Annotated in this window: 14 protein-coding genes and 1 riboswitch; of the genes, 11 read left to right on the top strand and 3 right to left on the bottom strand. The window is 72.7% G+C overall.

Going from position 1 to position 16,143, the window contains the following annotated elements; genetic code table 11:
* Positions 1-128 precede the first annotated feature (128 nt).
* The 6 genes from EDD93_RS29615 (at position 129) to EDD93_RS29590 (ending at position 8,822) form a co-directional block, all read left to right on the top strand.
* Positions 129-3,227 carry a type 2 lanthipeptide synthetase LanM family protein gene (locus EDD93_RS29615; protein WP_123528552.1) on the top strand — a complete coding sequence of 1,033 codons (3,099 nt, stop codon included), beginning with the start codon at positions 129-131 and terminating at the stop codon, positions 3,225-3,227.
* Between the two features lie 131 nt (positions 3,228-3,358).
* Positions 3,359-3,583 (top strand): hypothetical protein, encoded by a 225-nt coding sequence (locus EDD93_RS29610; protein WP_123528551.1) that lies wholly within the window; start codon positions 3,359-3,361, stop codon positions 3,581-3,583.
* Positions 3,584-3,684: 101 nt separating this feature from the next.
* Positions 3,685-6,597: a LuxR family transcriptional regulator gene (locus EDD93_RS29605; RefSeq protein WP_123528550.1), complete on the top strand. Its 2,913-nt coding sequence runs from the start codon at positions 3,685-3,687 to the stop codon at positions 6,595-6,597.
* Between the two features lie 294 nt (positions 6,598-6,891).
* Complete coding sequence (locus EDD93_RS29600; protein WP_123528549.1) at positions 6,892-7,527, top strand: ATP-dependent Clp protease proteolytic subunit; 636 nt, start codon at positions 6,892-6,894, stop codon at positions 7,525-7,527.
* 7 nt (positions 7,528-7,534) lie between these two features.
* Positions 7,535-7,843: a hypothetical protein gene (locus tag EDD93_RS29595; RefSeq protein ID WP_123528548.1), complete on the top strand. Its 309-nt coding sequence runs from the start codon at positions 7,535-7,537 to the stop codon at positions 7,841-7,843.
* 305 nt (positions 7,844-8,148) lie between these two features.
* Positions 8,149-8,345: riboswitch (cyclic di-AMP (ydaO/yuaA leader) on the top strand.
* A 3-nt stretch (positions 8,346-8,348) separates the two neighbouring features.
* The gene (locus EDD93_RS29590; RefSeq protein WP_123528547.1) at positions 8,349-8,822 is read left to right on the top strand and encodes a C40 family peptidase; all 474 of its coding nucleotides are present in this window, start codon (positions 8,349-8,351) and stop codon (positions 8,820-8,822) included.
* 34 nt (positions 8,823-8,856) lie between these two features.
* Here EDD93_RS29590 and EDD93_RS29585 read toward each other — a convergent pair whose 3' ends face one another.
* The gene (locus EDD93_RS29585; protein WP_123528546.1) at positions 8,857-9,519 is read right to left on the bottom strand and encodes a LysE family translocator; all 663 of its coding nucleotides are present in this window, start codon (positions 9,517-9,519) and stop codon (positions 8,857-8,859) included.
* A 72-nt stretch (positions 9,520-9,591) separates the two neighbouring features.
* Here EDD93_RS29585 and EDD93_RS29580 point away from each other — a divergent pair, with 72 nt between their 5' ends.
* On the top strand, positions 9,592-10,536 hold the full coding sequence (locus EDD93_RS29580; protein WP_123528545.1) for a LysR family transcriptional regulator: 945 nt from the start codon (positions 9,592-9,594) through the stop codon (positions 10,534-10,536).
* 25 nt (positions 10,537-10,561) lie between these two features.
* Here the strand turns inward: EDD93_RS29580 and EDD93_RS29575 are convergent, their stop codons facing one another.
* Positions 10,562-10,993 carry an ATP-binding protein gene (locus EDD93_RS29575; protein WP_123528544.1) on the bottom strand — a complete coding sequence of 144 codons (432 nt, stop codon included), beginning with the start codon at positions 10,991-10,993 and terminating at the stop codon, positions 10,562-10,564.
* A gap of 236 nt (positions 10,994-11,229) precedes the next feature.
* Between EDD93_RS29575 and EDD93_RS29570 the strand changes: the two genes are divergently transcribed.
* Together EDD93_RS29570 and EDD93_RS29565 are read left to right on the top strand one after the other, a co-directional pair.
* Positions 11,230-12,090 carry a helix-turn-helix transcriptional regulator gene (locus EDD93_RS29570; protein ID WP_123528543.1) on the top strand — a complete coding sequence of 287 codons (861 nt, stop codon included), beginning with the start codon at positions 11,230-11,232 and terminating at the stop codon, positions 12,088-12,090.
* A 25-nt stretch (positions 12,091-12,115) separates the two neighbouring features.
* Positions 12,116-12,322 (top strand): DUF397 domain-containing protein, encoded by a 207-nt coding sequence (locus EDD93_RS29565; RefSeq protein ID WP_123528542.1) that lies wholly within the window; start codon positions 12,116-12,118, stop codon positions 12,320-12,322.
* A gap of 16 nt (positions 12,323-12,338) precedes the next feature.
* Here EDD93_RS29565 and EDD93_RS29560 read toward each other — a convergent pair whose 3' ends face one another.
* Positions 12,339-13,481, bottom strand: coding sequence for an 8-amino-7-oxononanoate synthase (locus EDD93_RS29560; protein WP_123528541.1), 1,143 nt, complete (start codon positions 13,479-13,481; stop codon positions 12,339-12,341).
* 141 nt (positions 13,482-13,622) lie between these two features.
* On the opposite strand from EDD93_RS29560, the gene bioB reads away from it, so the two are divergent.
* The gene (gene bioB / locus EDD93_RS29555; RefSeq protein WP_123528540.1) at positions 13,623-14,846 is read left to right on the top strand and encodes a biotin synthase BioB; all 1,224 of its coding nucleotides are present in this window, start codon (positions 13,623-13,625) and stop codon (positions 14,844-14,846) included.
* On the top strand, positions 14,839-16,143 hold the full coding sequence (locus tag EDD93_RS29550) for an adenosylmethionine--8-amino-7-oxononanoate transaminase (RefSeq protein WP_123528539.1): 1,305 nt from the start codon (positions 14,839-14,841) through the stop codon (positions 16,141-16,143). The genes bioB and EDD93_RS29550 overlap by 8 nt, the downstream gene beginning before the upstream one ends.

Genomic DNA, 16,143 nt, shown 5'->3' with positions numbered 1-16,143 from the left:
GGGGAACACGGGCCGTGTGCGCACGGGTTCGCCGCGCCCCGCCCCCCCACTACCGGCGGGGGGCGGTCGCAGAACATGGGGGACACTCCCCCATGTGGAGGCCGTGCGGTATCTGGGACGTTCCTCCTGTGACCGAATCAGCCGCACCCCCGATGCCCCGAAGCGCGGACCTGCCGCTCGCCTGGTGGGCCCCAGCGCTCTCCCTCGCCGAGCGCGTCGGCGCCCCCGGCCGTCCGGCGGCGTCATCCACCACCGTCACCTCCGGCCGCGCCCCGTGGGCCGTCGGGGACGCGGCGGGCTTCGCGGCGCGGCTGGCTCACCTGGGCCTCGACGAACTCGCCGTGTGGGCCCTCGCCGGGGAGGCTCCTGAGCGACTCGCGGACCGTGCCGGTACGCCGCGCTGGGCCGGTTACGTCGAAGAGGCCCTGGGCCGTGCCCACGTCGCCGGCCGGCCGGCGCCGGGCGGGGACGCCACCGGGCCCGAGGTGTTCGCACAGGTCGTGGCACCGCTGATGGCGCCGGCCTCGGACGCACTCGACGAGCGGCTGGCGCCGCTTCCCCTGGCGGAACGGGCGGTCCTGCGCGCCTCGTTCGAGCGATCGCTGCTGAGCCGGATGACCAGGCAGGCGGCCCGCACACTCGTCCGCGAGCTGGACGGCGCCCGGCGCGCCGGCCGGCTCGCAGGGGCCACGCCCCGCGACCGCTTCGTCTCCTTCCTCGCCGCCAACAGCGGTGCGGACGGCCTGCGGACGCTGTTCACCGCTTATCCCGTGCTGGCCCGGATGCTGGCGCGGACGGCGCTGGACGCTGCCGACGCGGTCGCCGAACTGGGTCTGCGGCTGCTCACCGACCGCGGGGAACTGGTGAGCGTCCTGCTCGACGGGCGCGACCCCGGCCCGCTCACCCGCGTCGAACTGGGCCGGGGCGACGCCCACTGCGGCGGGCGCTCGGTGGCGGTGCTGGAGTTCGCGGACGGATCGCGGGTGGTCTACAAGCCGCGTCCGCTGGGGCAGCACGCACTGCTGGACGATCTGACGCACTGGCTCACCGGCCGGGTCGACGGACTCGAACTGCGCACCCCGCGCACGGTGCGGCGGCAGAAGCACGGCTGGCTGGAGTTCATCGAGCACCGCCTGTGCGCCTCGGTGACCGAGGCGGACGCCTTCTACCGGCGCCAGGGCGCACTGCTGGCTCTGCTGTACGCGGTGGACGGCGCGGACATGCACTACGAGAACCTCATCGCCGCCGGCGGCCAGCCGGTCCTGGTGGACGCCGAAACCCTGCTGCACACCGGGCTGCCGCAGGCCACCACGGCCGAGGCCGACCCGGCGGCCGACGCCCTCCAGGCCTCCGTGTACCGGACGTGCCTGCTGCCCTACCTGCTGATCGGTGAGCACGGCGCGCTGGACATCTCCGCGCTGGGCCGCACCGAGGAAGGCACGTACCCGAGCGAGGGACTGCGCTGGGAGGACAGCGGGCTGGACACCATGCGCGCCGTACGGGGCCCGGTGGTCAGTCCGGCCGCACAGAACCAGCCGCTGCCCGGCGGGCAGCGCCTCCAGGGCGCCGATCACCGTGCCGCGCTGCTGGACGGCTTCCGCACCACATACGCCGCGATCCGCGCGCACGGCGGGGAACTCACCCGGCCCGGCGGCCTGTTGGACCGGCACGCCGGCAGCCCCGCACGCCTGATCGTCCGCTCCACCCGGCTGTACTCGACCCTGCTGGAGGAGTCCACCCACCCGGCGCTGCTCGGCGACGCGCTCGTCCGGGACGCCGCGTTCGCGGTGCTGTGGACCGAGTCGGCGCACGACCCGGCACGCGGCCGGCTGGTGGAGCACGAGACCGAGGACCTGTGGCGCGGGGACATCCCCCTCTTCGTCCACCGGCCGTCCGGCTCGGCGGTGCGGACGGCCGGTGGGACCTGGGTCGCGGACGTGCTGCCGGTGCCGAGTCTGAACGCGGTCCGCGCCAAGATCGCCCGGATGGACGAGGTCGACTGCCGGGACCAGGAATGGATCGTGTCGGCCGCACTGGCCGCACGCGAGGCGGGCTCCCCGTCGGTCCGGCCGCGCTCCGAGCTGGTGCCGGCCCCCATGCCGGCCGTGGTGCCGGAACCGTCCCGGCTGCTCGCCGCGGCCTGCGGGATCGCCGACGAGATCGCCGCCCGCGCGGTGCGGTCCGGCGGCCGCACCAACTGGATCGGCCTGGAACGCATGCCGGGCGGGCACTGGTCGGTCCTGCCGATGGGTGCCGGACTCGCCCAGGGATACACCGGTGTCGCGCTCTTCCTGGCCCAGGCCGGGCTGCTCGCCGGCGCCGACCGCTACACGGCACTCGCCCACGAGGCGGTACGGCCGCTGCCGGCCCTGCTGAAGATGCTGGCCGCCGACCCCGAACTGTGCGCCGCGGTGGGGCCGGGAGCGTACGACGGGATCGGCGGCATCCTCTACGGCCTGGTACGGCTGTCGGCCCTCCTGGACGCCGACCTCGCCCACTCGCTGCCCGACGCGCTCACCGCACTCGGACACGCCGTGACGGGCTGCGCGGACCCCGGGTTCGCGGACGGCGCGGCCGGCGCCCTGGCGGCAGCGGTCGCCGCACACGACGCGACGGGTCTCCACCGGTCCCTGGAGCTGGCCGACGCGGTGGCCGACGCCCTGGCCCCCGCCGCCGCGCGGGGCGGTGGCACCGCGGAGTTCGCCGAGGGCGCCGCCGGCATCGGCTGGGCGCTGTGGCGCCACGCGGATCACCGGGCGGACGGAACGGGGCACCCGGAGGTGGCGGCCGGGCTGCTGCGCTCGGCCGGCACCGATGGCGCCGCCGCGCACGGCCCCTCGTGGACCACCGGCCTGCCCGGGATCGCCGCCGCCACCGCGCACCTGCCGGTCCGAGGCGACCTCGCCGCCCGGCTGGCCGCCCTCGGCCACGGCCCCGACCTCAGCGCGGGCCACGGTGCCTTGGGAGCGCTGGAGGCCCTGACGGTCCTGGCCGGCCGGGGCGACGCAACGGCGTCCGCCGCTCTGACCCGCACCGCCGGCCGGGTACTCGCGACCGTCGAGGCGCAGCAGCACCGCTGCGCCACTCCGGACCAGGTGTCCTCTCCCGGGATGCTGACGGGCCTCGCCGGCATCGGCTACGGACTGCTCCGCCTCTGTTCCCCCGCACGCGTCCCGTCCGCGCTCCTGCTGGAGCACCGCTGTCCGAGCCCCCTGCCCCTCTGCTGACAACGAGCACTGCGGTCAGCCGGTCCCCGGCTCCCCTCAGCTCCCTCCGCTTTCCTTCCGCTCCTCCTCGCTCTCCCGTGGTCTCCGCTCAACCCCTCACCCACGCACTCCCACACGAAGGAAGTCTCCCCATGAACCAGCACTCCAGCCACGCCGCGTCCGTCACCGCCACCAACGCCGCGGACACCGAGGCACTCCCGTCCGCCGTCGAGGAGCAGGACGTGGCCGGCGGCATCACCCTCTCGGGCCGCAACCGCGCCTGCGCCCGTGCCCGCATCCTGGCCGGGATGGTGCTCACCAGCGGCATCGTCATCACGCTGAGCTCGATCGACACCTCCGTCTCCGCGCCCCAGTAGCCACCCCGTGGCCGATCCCCGGCGGTCTCCGCCGGACAACCGGAATCGAAATCCGAACGGCACACCGCGGTTCCGGAATTTCTGATTTATGCTTCGAGATCATGCGTTCCCAAGCACCTTCCCTCATCGGCCGAGATGCCCAACTGGGTCTGCTCGGGCGCGCGTTGTCGGATGCCCAGCAGGGGCGCGGTGGAGTGGTCTTCCTGGTGGGCGAGGCCGGGGCCGGCAAGTCCCGGCTGGCGGCAGAGGCCGTGGGCAGTGCGCTCGGGGCCGGGATGGGCGTCCTGCGGGGACGCAGCAGCACCACCGGCCCAGTGGTGCCCTTCCGGCCGCTGACCGAGGCGCTGATGTCGCTGTTCCGCACCGGTGAACCACTGGACGAACTGCCGCTCGGACCGTACAGACCCGTGCTGGGAAGGCTGATACCCGACTGGAACACCGGGGCCGGCGACAGCAGTTCCATGGTGATCCTGGGCGAGGCCGTGCTGCGCCTGCTCATGGCCACCGATCACGGCCGGGGCCGGCTCCTGGTGCTGGAGGACCTGCACGACGCCGATCCCGAGACACTGGGCGTCCTGGAGTATCTCGTGGACAACCTGGAGTACAGCCCGGTCCTGCTGCTCGCCACCGTCCGCACGGACTTCAGCGACGCCCTGGATCTCGCCCAGTCGGCCCGCCGGCGCGGCGCGGCCTCGGTCGTGGAACTGCCGCCGCTGACCCGCCCCCAGGTACGCGAACTGGTGGCGGGCCAGTTGGGCACCTCCCCGGAGGAAGTGCCCACGCCGGTGCTGGAGCGGCTGTGGGAGGGCAGCGCGGGCAGCCCGTACCTGGTGGAGGAGTTACTCCAGTCCATGATCAGCGCGGGGACCCTGGTGCAGGGCCCGGAAGGCTGGCGAACGGTCGGTGACCCGCGCGGCGACGTCTCCTCCGCCCTGGCCCGGGGAATCCTGCGCCGCATCGAGCGGCTGGGTGCGGAGGGCCTGACCCTGCTGTCGGCGGCGGCCGTACTGGGCAGACGCTTCCCGCTGACCGTGCTCCAGCGGATGACGGGAGTCGACGACCGGGAACTCCTCAGCCATCTGCACGCCGGCGTCGCCGCTCGCCTGGTGGTCCCGGACGAACCCGCACCCGACTGGTACTCCTTTCGCCACTCACCCACCGTGGAAGCCCTGTTCACACAGCTGACTCCCAGTCAGCGCTGCGAACTGGCACGGCAGGGAGCGGAGGCGGTGGAGAAGCTGCACCCGCAGTTACCCGGCGAGTGGTGCGCGCTCGCGGCGGGGCTGCGGTCCGAGGCCGGCGAGGACGCGGCGGCCGGCAAGCTGTTCACCGAGGCGGGGCGGCGGGCCCTGGCGGCGGGCGCGCTCGGTTCGGCGGTGACCTTGCTCAGCCAGGCCGAAACCCTGCTGGCGCGGGCCGGCGACCCGCAGGAGCGGGCGGGTGCGCTGGAGCACCTGCTGCCCGCGCTGGCCGAATCCGGCGACTTCGACCGGGCCCTGGGCCTGGTCGAGCATCTGCACGCCCTGGACAGCGCGGGGCTGGGCGCGTCACGTCTGGCGGTCCTGCACACCCGGCTGGCCAAGGTGGCGCACACAGCGGGACGCTGGAGCGACGGGAACCGGCAGATCGACCGGGCCCGCGAGGTACTGGGGCCGAGCCCGGACGGTGCCGCGACAGCGGCCGTCGACGTCACCGCCGCCTACCTCGCCCTGGACACCCCGGGCACCGACCGCATACAGCACGCGGAGCAGCTCGCCCGGTCGGCGGCCGCCGCCGCCGACCGTTTCGCGCTCCCCTCGGTCGCCTGCCAGGCGTGGGAGCTACTGGCGACCGTGGCCCGCGAACGGGACCCGTCCGAATCCAGGGCCATGCTCGAAAAGGCCCTGTCGACGGCGGAACGGCACCAGCTCCCGCTGCGGCGGATGTACGCGGCGACCCGCATCGGCGGCAACGACTGGCTGGCGGAGGGCGACACCACCGGGCTGCTGTCCGCCCGGGAGGAGGCCCTGCGACTGGGCTCGATCAGCATCGTCCACACCGTGGACGGCATCCTGGTCCTGGACGGGGTGATGCGGGGCGCCCGCGACGCGACGCGGGAAGCCGCAACCGAGGGCCTGGCGGTCGTGCGCAGGCTCGGGCTCGCCCCCGCCGTCCGGTACCTCCTGATGTCACTGGCGTCACTGGAGGCACACCAGGGCGACCGGCGGGCGATGCAGGCCGCTCTCGACTCCTTCGCCGAATGGGAGGGGGCCGGTTCACAGGAGGAGCCCCTCACGCTGGGCATGGCCCGCGCCTTCTGCGCCCTGATGGAGGAGGACCGGGACCTGGCACGGGCGGAGCTCGGGGCGGTGTCGGCGCTGGAGCGGCACAACCCGACGACCTACCACCTCAGCGGCACGCACGGGGTGGGGCTGCTGCTGGACGTGCTGGCCGGTGACGCGGACCGCGCCCGGCAGGAGCGCGTCGCCGCCACGGCGGTCGGGCAGATGCGCTGGAACCGCCAGTTCGTCGCGCTCGCGGACGCCGTCCTGCTCGGCCGCCGGGGGCAGGGCGAACGGGCGGCCGAGCGCATCGGTGCCGCGCTGCGCGATGCCGCCGTGTACCCGGCCGCCCTGCACCTGGGCCTGCGGCTGGTCGCGGACGCGGCGCACGAGGACGGCTGGGGCGAGCCGGTGGCCTGGCTCAGGCGGGCCGAGCACCACTTCCACGAGCAGGGGGTGCCCGCCGTCACGAACGCCTGCCGCGCCGCCCTGCGAAGACTGGGCGCCCCCGTGCACCAGCACCGCAGCGGCACGGACGGCATCCCCGAGCAACTGCGGGCCCTCGGCGTCACCGTGCGCGAGTACGAGGCGTTCGTGCTCCTCGCCGACCGGCTGAGCAACAAGGACATCGCCGACCGGCTGTTCATCTCCCCCCGCACGGTCGAGAAGCACATCGCCAGCCTGATGAACAAGACGGACGCGGCCGACCGGGCGGACCTGTGTGCGTGGTCGACCCGGCTGACGAAGCCGTGATGCAGGCCCTGGCCTGATTCGCCCGGGTGCGGCCGGGATTCGAGAGCGTCGTCCCTCACCGCCCCACCCCTCCCCCGGCTTCAGCGGGGCTGAGCAGCCTTTCATCAGAACCGCGTGGCGGATCCGCGGGATGTCCACGCTGGGCGAACAGCAACAACGGGCTCCGGCACTGGACTTCAGTGGATCACTGGGCCATGCTCCCATCAGAACGTTCTGTACGTCCTGTACGTTTTTTACGGACGCGCGCGGCGCCCTTCCCAGGCCCCCGCGCGCCCCGGAGGAGAGGTCTTCGCCATGTACCGCCCCGCCGCACGCCACGTACTGCCCGAGTTCACCGAGCGCACGTCCCAGGGGACCCGCACGCTGGACCCGTACTCCAAGCTGCTGGCCGAACGGGTCATCTTCCTGGGCACTCCGGTCGACGACATCGCGGCCAGTGACCTGGTCGCACAGTTCATGTACCTGGAGTACGACGCACCCGACCGGCCCATCCAGCTCTACATCAACTCGCCCGGCGGCTCGTTCGCGGCGATGACGGCGGTGTACGACACGATGGAGTACCTGACCTGCGAGGTGGAGACCTTCTGCCTCGGCCAGGCGGGTGCCGGCGCTGCCGTGCTGCTGGCCGCGGGAGCTCCCGGCCGCCGGCACGCGCTGCCCGGGGCGCGGGTCGTGGTGCAGCAGCCCGAACTCGCCGAGCCCGTGCAGGGACAGCCGTCCGACCTGGAGATCGAGGCGCGGGAACTGCTGCGGATGCGCGAGATGCTGACGGGCATGCTGGCCCGTCACACCGGCCGCCCCGCCGAGGAGATCACCGCCGACACCGATCGCGATCTCATCCTCGACGCCGAGGGCGCCAAGGCGTACGGACTGGTCGACCACATCGTGCAGAACCGCGGGCCCGCGGCGCTGCCGTCCGTCACGAGGTGAACCGCTGATGCAGCCACCGGATTTCCCGCCGCTGCCCGCCCTGACCCGCGCGGAGGGCGAGTTCATCGACCGCTATCTGGAGGTCGTCGACCAGCTGGGCCGGATCAACCCGGCCCGCGCGGACAGTACCTACGGCGCCTTGCGCGCCGCACAGGCGCTCGCCTCGCACGCGGTGGCGCTTCGGGACGCGCTCGCGCTGATGCACGAGCGGGGCGAGAGGCAGATCCACTCCGCCACGTTGACGCGGGCGTTACGGGTGCTGGACGGCGAGCGCCGCGCCGGGCGGCTCACCGTGCCACCCGACCCGCCGAGTTGATCAACTCCCCTGCGCCGACACGCCCGACGGGTGGATCAATTTCTCTCGCTCGTTCGGCGTAGGTGTTACCTCGCACGAGGGACAGGTCAACTTGCGCTTTCGAGGTGGACCATGGGTGAAATCTCCCGTTCCACCCCTGGTACCGCAACGGCTGGAGAAGTGCGGCGACTCCCCAGAAGACCCCCTGTCCACCCGAACGGGTCAGCCGTGACGAGCCTCACATATCACCGTTTCACCTCGGAAATCCGGCGTTCGGTGAGTCAAGATCCCTGGGACGACAAGCCCCCGCCACCGCGGCGGGGCGGTCCGGGCGGACGCCGAGTCCTGCCGCTGTCCGGATGCCTGGTCGACAGGAGTGGATCGGCAGGAGTGGAGGACCCAAGCACAACGGGCCGACCGGACTTCCGGTCGTCCCTCGGGGTGAAGCCGCCTTGTGCGGCCGGGCGACTTCGCCGGCCCGAACCCGACAGGTCATCCTTCACAGGCGGCTGACGAAGGGTTGCGCATGACTGCGCAGGTTCATGTCCCGTCTCTCCTCGCTCGGGCCACGACGGCCTCGATCATGACGCTCGCCGCCGTCGGCGGCACGCTGTTCGTCCCCGGCGCCGTGACCGACGCCCAGGCCGCGACTCATTCGATGAAGGCGCTCAACATCGCCGCGTCGAAGAAGGGATCGCCCTACCGGTGGGGCGCCACCGGACCCAGCCGTTTCGACTGCTCCGGGCTGACGCTCTACTCGTTCAAGAAGGCGGGCAAGAAGCTCCCGCGCACGGCCCAGCAGCAGTACAACAAGACCCGCCACATCTCGGCGTCGAAGCGGCAACGCGGCGATCTGGTCTTCTTCCATTCGGGCCGCAGCATCTTCCACGTGGGCATCTACGCGGGCAGCGGCAAGATCTGGCACTCGCCGAAGACCGGCGCCGTGGTGCGGCTGGAGAAGATCTGGACCAGGAGCGTCTACTACGGCCGGGTCGGCTGACTCCACCGCTCCCCCACCGGACGGACGTCTCCCGTCAGTGCAGCAGGGTGCCGGTCACCAGCACCGCCCCCAGCACGGTGAGTGCCGCGCCGCTGCCGCCCTCGATCGCGCGGGCGGTTCGCGGCCGGCGCAGCCACCGGCCCAGCCGGTCCACCAGGAGCGCCACGGCCGGGAACCAGATCAGGGCCAGCAGCACGACGATCGCGGCGAGCAGCACCGTCCTGGGCAGCGGGGCGGCCCCGGCCGGGACGAACTGCGGAAGCAGGCTGAGGAAGAGCACCGGCGCCTTGGGGTTCAGCGCGTTGGTCAGGAAGCCCTGGCGCAGTGCGCGCCGGGTCCCGACGGCGGCCTCCGCGCTCGCCATGCCGTCGGGGTGGTCCGTCGTGGTCCCGGTGCCGTTCGTCGGCCCCTTTCGGTGCCGGGCCGAGCGCAGCGCGCTGATGCCCAGGTAGAGGACGTACGCCCCGCCCAGGAGTTGCACCGTGCGGAACAGCACCGGCACCGCCACCAGCACGGCGGCCAGCCCGGCCACGGCGAGCGCGGTGTGGACGAGCAGCCCCCCGGCCACGCCGAGCGCGGTCGCCACCCCCGCCGACCGTGAGGCCAGAGCGTTGCGTACGACGACGGTGAAATCCGCTCCGGGCAGCGCGACCATGGCGGCGGCGACTCCGAGGAAGGCGGTCAGCTGGGCATCCATGGCTCCACCCTGGACCCGAACAGCCTTTAGCATGTACTTGCAATCTTGTGGGTCTGCCAAAAGGAATGCTTAATGTACGACCCGACACGGCTGGCGGCGCTGGTGGCGGTCGCCGAGGCCGGTTCGATCACCCGGGCCGCCGCCCGCCTCGGCTACACCGCCCCCGCGCTCTCCCAGCAGCTCGCCAAGCTGGAGCGGGAGGCCGGTGCCGCGCTGCTGGTGCGGCACCACCGGGGCGCCCGGCTGACCGCTGCGGGCGAGCTGCTCGCCGGCCGGGCCCGGCGGGTCCTGGACGAGATGGACCAGGCGCGCCACGAGCTCGCGCGACTGGCCGGGCTCTCCGGCGGGCGCCTGCGGGTCGGCACCTTCACCACGGCCGGCATCCATCTGCTGCCTCCCGTGCTGAGCGCCTTCCGCCGGGCGCACCCGGACGTGGAGCTGATCGTCACGGAGTACGAGCCGCCGGGCGGGGTGGCGGCCGTGGCCGGGGGCGAGGTCGACCTCGCGCTGACGCACGCGTACGAACCGGCCGCCACGGCGCCGCTCCCCTCGGGGCTCAGCGCCGAGCCGCTGCTGGTCGAGGAGCTGGTGCTGATCACCGCGGTCGGTCAGGTGCTGGCCGATGGCAGCGGGCGGCTCCCGGTGACGGACCTGGCGGGCCGGCCGCTGATCAGCAGCGCCCCCACCCATCCGCCTCGGCGCGGGGTGGAGAACGCGCTGGCCGAGGCGGGCGCACTGCCCGCGGTGGTCTGCGAGTCGCCCGGCTACGCCCTGGTGTGCGCACTGGTCAGCGCGGGCATCGGGATCGCGGTGGTGCCGGAGATGGTCGCGGCCATGTCCCCGACGCCGTTGTCGGTGCGGAGGCTGGAGCCGGCGGCGTTCCGGCGGACCATTTCGGTGGTGCACCGCGGTGACCGGTCGAGCGCGGCGGCGGCGACCCTTCGGGCCCTGCTGCGGAGCGGGTTCGGCCGGGCCGCCGCCGCACCCCCGGGGAACCGGGCCGCCGCATCCCAGTGACCCGGGGCGACCTGCTGCGGGCCGGTCAGGTCTGGACGGGGACGCTCCAGGGGAGCGCGATCCAGACGGTCTTGCCGCCGTCGGCGGTGGGTGTGACGGTCAGCCGGCCACCGTACTCCTTGGCCAGCGAGCGGATGATCACCATGCCGCGCCCGTTGTCCTGCTGAACGGCGGCAGGCAGTCGCTGGGGCCAGCGGGGGTGACTGTCCGTCACTCCGAGGTGCAGTTGCTCCTCGCGCTCCAGGCGGAGATCGACGGTGAAGGTCGGCGACTGGCCGAACGTGTGCTGGACGGCGTTGGTCGTGAGCTCCGAGACGATCAGCCGGACGGTGTCGGCGGCCTCGCTCCCGTCCGACAGTCCCCATTCGGCCAATACCCGGGCCACGTACCTGCGGGCCGCGGAGACCGAAACCGGCTCGCTCGGCAGCGTGACGCTCGCCTCTTGATGGTCCGCCATGGCCGGCCGCCCCTTTCCCGCCCGGATCCGACCCGCGATCGGTCCGTGCTGTGCTTCGCGCCAGATTGCCACTGATGCTGCCCTCTGCGACGGCGATCCACCAAGATATGCATATATCTGTCGCTCAAAGCGGTGAACTCTTCGCTGGATACCGTGCGGGAGCGGCACACTGTCCGCTCGGTACGCAGTGGCCGGCAACGGGAAGTGGCCGGCGCGCAGCGGGAGGGAGACACCACATGCAGCACGGCCCTGCGGTGCGACGCCGCAAGCTCGGGGAGGAGCTGCGGAGTCTGCGCCACGCGTCCGGACTGACCAGCCGGGACGCCGCGCAACTGCTCGGCTGGCACCAGTCGAAGGTGAGCCGGATCGAGACGGGTGTCAGTGGGGTGCGGCCGGCGGACGTCACCCGGCTGCTGGACGCGTACACCGTCGAGGACCCGCAGTTGCGCGAGGTCCTGGAGACGCTCGCCGGCTCGGCGGGCGGCGGTGGCGCGGGCTGGTGGCACGCCTATCGCGGCCTCATCCCGCCCCAGTACCGAGACTTCATCAGCCTGGAGTCACAGGCGCGCACCGCCCGCACCCTGGAGACATCGGTGGTGCCGGGCCTGTTGCAGACCGCCGACTATGCCCGCGCGGTGACCCGCGCGGCGCTCGACGGGCTGCCTTCCGGCCAGTTGGACTCGCTGGTGGAGGTGCGGCTCGCCCGGCAGGGCGTGCTGCGGAGCGAGCCGCCGCTGAGGCTCAGCGCGGTGCTCGACGAGGCGGTGTTGAGGCGCGCGATCGGCGGCCGGCGGGTCATGCGGGAGCAACTTCGCCATCTCGTCCGGCTGGCCCAGCTTCCGCATGTGGACCTTCAGTTGCTGCCCTTCTCGGTCGGTGGATATGTCGGCCTCACCGGACCTTTCGTAATCTTCTCTTTTCCGAGCACTTCTGATCTAGATGTGGTCGTTCTTGACCACTTGACGAGTAGCCTCTATCTGGAGCGGAAAGAAGACCTCGAGGCGTACAGCTCGGCCTTCCGCACTCTGCAGGCGCACGCGCTGTCGCCGGAGCACTCGTTGGACCTGATCGCCACGATCGACCGCGGCGGTCAGTAACTACGGACTGCCCGAGGGGGGCGTCATGTCGGATTGCCTCGCACAGCACGCGTTACGTTGGCGGCGCAGCAGCCGCAGCACCGGAATGAACAACTGCGTGGAAACCGCAGCGTTCGGCGGCGGGCGGCTCGCCGTTCGCGACTCCAAGGATGTGTCCAGGCCACCGCTGCAGTTCACGACTGCGGCGTGGACCTCCTTCGTCACCGGTCTGAGCCCCGACCCGGCCCGCTGACCCGACGGCGGACCGCTCAGGCTTCGGGGGCGGTCCGCCGTACGGTCGCGACCGCGGTCGCGATCTGCTCGTCCGTCAGATCGGCGCGGGCCGTCAGCCGCAGCCGGGAAATGCCGTCCGGTACCGAGGGCGGCCGGAAGCACCCGACCGCCATACCCGCCGCACGGCAGTCGGCCGCCCAGCGGACCGCGGCGTCGGCCGAGGGCGCGCGTACCGAGACCACGGCGGCGTCCGGCCGTACGGCGGTCAGACCGGCCTCGGTCAGCTGTTCGTACAGTGCGGTGGCGACCGTACGGGCCCGGCCCGCTCGTTCCGGTTCGCGGCGCAGCAGCCGCAGGCTGCCGAGTGCGGCACCGGCGGCGGCCGGGGCGAGCCCGGTGTCGAAGATGAACGTGCGGGCGGTGTTGACCAGGTGGTCGATGACCCGGGCCGAGCCGAGGACCGCGCCGCCCTGGCTGCCCAGGGACTTGGAGAGGGTGAGCGTGCCGACCACGCCCTCCGCGCCCGCGAGGCCGGTTGCCGCGAGCGCGCCGCGTCCGCCTTCGCCGAGGACGCCAAGGCCGTGCGCGTCGTCGACGAGCAGCCCAGCGCCCCCGTCACGGCAGACCTCGGCGAGTGCGGCCAGCGGCGCGGCGTCGCCGTCGACGGAGAAGACCGAGTCGGTGACCGCCAGCGCCCGTCCGTCGTGCGCGTGCAGGGTCTTGCGCACGGCCTCGGGGTCGGCGTGCGGCACGACGGCGGTCTCGGCCCGGGAGAGCCGGCAGCCGTCGACGATCGAGGCGTGGTTGCCCGCGTCCGACACGATCAGGGCGCCCCGGCCGGTGAGCGCGGTGAGGGCGGCCAGGTTGGCCGCGTAGCCGGAGGACAGCACGAGGGCCGCCTCGAAACCGCAGAAATCGGCCAGTTCCTGTTCGAGCTCGGCGTGCAGCGCGGTGGAACCGGTCACGAGCCGGGAGCCGGTGGCCCCGGCACCCCAGCGACGGGCGGCATCGGCCGCCGCACCGGTCACTTCCGGGTGTCTGGTCAGGCCGAGGTAGTCGTTGCTGGCGAGATCCAGCAGTTCCGATTCCGCGGTCCGGGGCCGGAGCGTCCGGACGAGTCCGGTGTCCGCGCGGCGGCGGGCCTCGTCGTCCATCCAGTCGAACGGGGCGAAGGGCATGTGCAGTCCCTTTGTAGGCAACTCACAGACCTTAACCGGGGGCGAAGCCGGACAGGGTGTGGCCATGCACACACCCTGATGGTGCTCTGTTGTCCGGTTCTTCCTTGGCTCGGAGGCGTGCCGTGCGTCAGGATCATCGCCATGGACCTCCTGAACACGCTGGCGGAGAAGGGGCTGCGGCGCGAGCTGCCGACCCGTGAAGAAGCGCTCGCCGTACTGGCCACGCCGGACGACGATCTGCTCGACGTGGTGGCCGCGGCCGGAAAGGTGCGCCGCCAGTGGTTCGGGCGGCGCGTGAAGCTCAACTATCTGGTCAATCTGAAGTCGGGGCTCTGCCCGGAGGACTGCTCGTACTGTTCGCAGCGGCTGGGCTCCAAGGCCGAGATCCTCAAGTACACCTGGCTGAAGCCCGACGAGGCCTCGAAGGCGGCCGCCGCGGGCGTGGCGGGCGGCGCCAAGCGCGTCTGTCTGGTGGCCAGTGGCCGTGGTCCGACCGACCGGGACGTCGACCGGGTCTCGCAGACCATCGAGGCGATCAAGGAGCGACACGAGGGCGTCGAGGTCTGCGCCTGTCTCGGCCTGCTCTCCGAGGGTCAGGCCGGCCGGCTGCGATCGGCGGGGGCCGATGCGTACAACCACAACCTGAACACGTCCGAGGGGACGTACGGGGAGATCACGACCACCCACACCTACGCGGACCGGGTGGACACGGTGCACCAGGCGCAGGCGGCCGGGCTCTCCGCCTGTTCGGGGCTGATCGCCGGCATGGGTGAGAGCGACTCCGATCTCGTGGACGTCGTCTTCGCGCTGCGCGACCTCGACCCCGACTCGGTGCCGGTCAACTTCCTGATCCCGTTCGAGGGGACCCCGCTCGCCAAGGAGTGGAACCTGACTCCGCAGCGCTGCCTGCGGATCCTGGCGATGGTGCGGTTCGTCTGCCCGGATGTCGAGGTACGGCTCGCGGGCGGCCGCGAGGTGCATCTGCGTTCGATGCAGCCGCTCGCCCTGCACCTCGTCAACTCGATCTTCCTGGGCGACTATCTGACGAGCGAGGGCCAGGCCGGACAGACCGACCTCGACATGATCGCGGACGCCGGTTTCGAGGTCGAGGGGGCGGGCACGACCACGCTCCCCCGGCACCGGGCAGACGCGGGAGGCGGCTGTGGTTCGCACTCCGACGGGTGCGGTTCGCAGTCGGACGCGTGCGGTTCGCACTCCGGCGGGTGTGCGCCCTGCGGCGAAGCGTCCGGGGCGGAGGCGGATGCCGCCGATGCCGCCGCGCCCGCCGAGGTCCCGGCGGCACGGACGGATCTGGTGTCGGTCCGCCGTCGCGGCGCGGGAACGGATCTCGCACCCAATGCCTGAGCCGCTCTCCCCCGCCGCTCTGCGCGACCTGGACCGGGCCCACGTCTGGCACCCCTACGGCCCGATGCCGGGCCGCCAGGAGCCGCTGGTCGTGGAGTCCGCGTCCGGGGTACGGCTCCGGCTCGCCGAACCGGCCCACGGACAGCGCGAGCTGGTCGACGGCATGTCGTCCTGGTGGTCGGCGGTGCACGGCTACAACCATCCGGTGCTCAACGAGGCGGCCCGGGGCCAGCTGGACCGGATGAGCCATGTGATGTTCGGCGGGCTCACCCATGAGCCCGCCGTGCGGCTGGCGGCCCGGCTGGTCGAGATCACCCCTGAGCCGCTGCGGCACGTGTTCCTCGCCGACTCCGGCTCGGTCTCGGTCGAGGTCGCCGTGAAGATGTGCCTCCAGTACTGGCGTTCGGCCGGCCGGCCCGCGAAGCAGCGGCTGCTGACCTGGCGCGGGGGGTACCACGGTGACACCTGGCAGCCCATGTCGGTGTGCGACCCCGAGGGCGGCATGCACGAACTGTGGTCGGGGGCGCTGCCGCGACAGGTCTTCGCGGACGAACCCCCGGCCGGCTTCGACGCGGAACCGGACGCCGCGTACGTGACGCATCTGCGCGAACTGATCGCGCACCACGCCGATGAGCTGGCCGCGGTGATCGTGGAACCGGTGGTTCAGGGGGCCGGCGGGATGCGGTTCCACTCGCCGGGCTATCTGCGCGTGCTGCGTGAGGCGTGCGACGCCAACGGTGTACTCCTGGTGTTCGACGAGATCGCCACCGGATTCGGCCGCACGGGCAAGCTCTTCGCCGCTGGACACGCCGGGGTCTCGCCCGATGTGATGTGCGTGGGCAAGGCCCTGACCGGCGGTTATCTGACGATGGCCGCGACGCTCTGCACGAGCGAGGTGGCCGAGGGCATCTCGCGCGGCGAGGTGCCGGTGCTCGCCCACGGCCCCACGTTCATGGGCAACCCGCTCGCCTCGGCGGTCGCCTGTGCCTCCATCGAGCTGCTGCTCGGCCAGGACTGGGAGCAGGAGGTCAAGCGGATCGAGGCGGGGCTGCGCGACGGCCTGGCCGCCGCCGCAGAACTGCCCGGAGTCCGCGACGTGCGGGTGCTCGGTGCCATCGGCGTCGTCCAGCTCGACCACGAGGTGGACATGGCGGCGGCGACGCGGGCGGCGGTGCGCGAGGGCGTGTGGCTGCGGCCGTTCCGCGATCTCGTCTACACCATGCCGCCGTACGTGACCGGCGACGACGATGTGGCACGGATCTGCCGCGCGGTGTGCGCGGCTGCGCGGGAGGGTTGA

This window comes from Streptomyces sp. 840.1 (genome assembly GCF_003751445.1).
Classification (GTDB): Bacteria; Actinomycetota; Actinomycetes; order Streptomycetales; family Streptomycetaceae; genus Streptomyces.
Note: the sequence above shows the minus strand (reverse complement) of the source record. Positions and strands in the feature narration are given on the sequence as shown.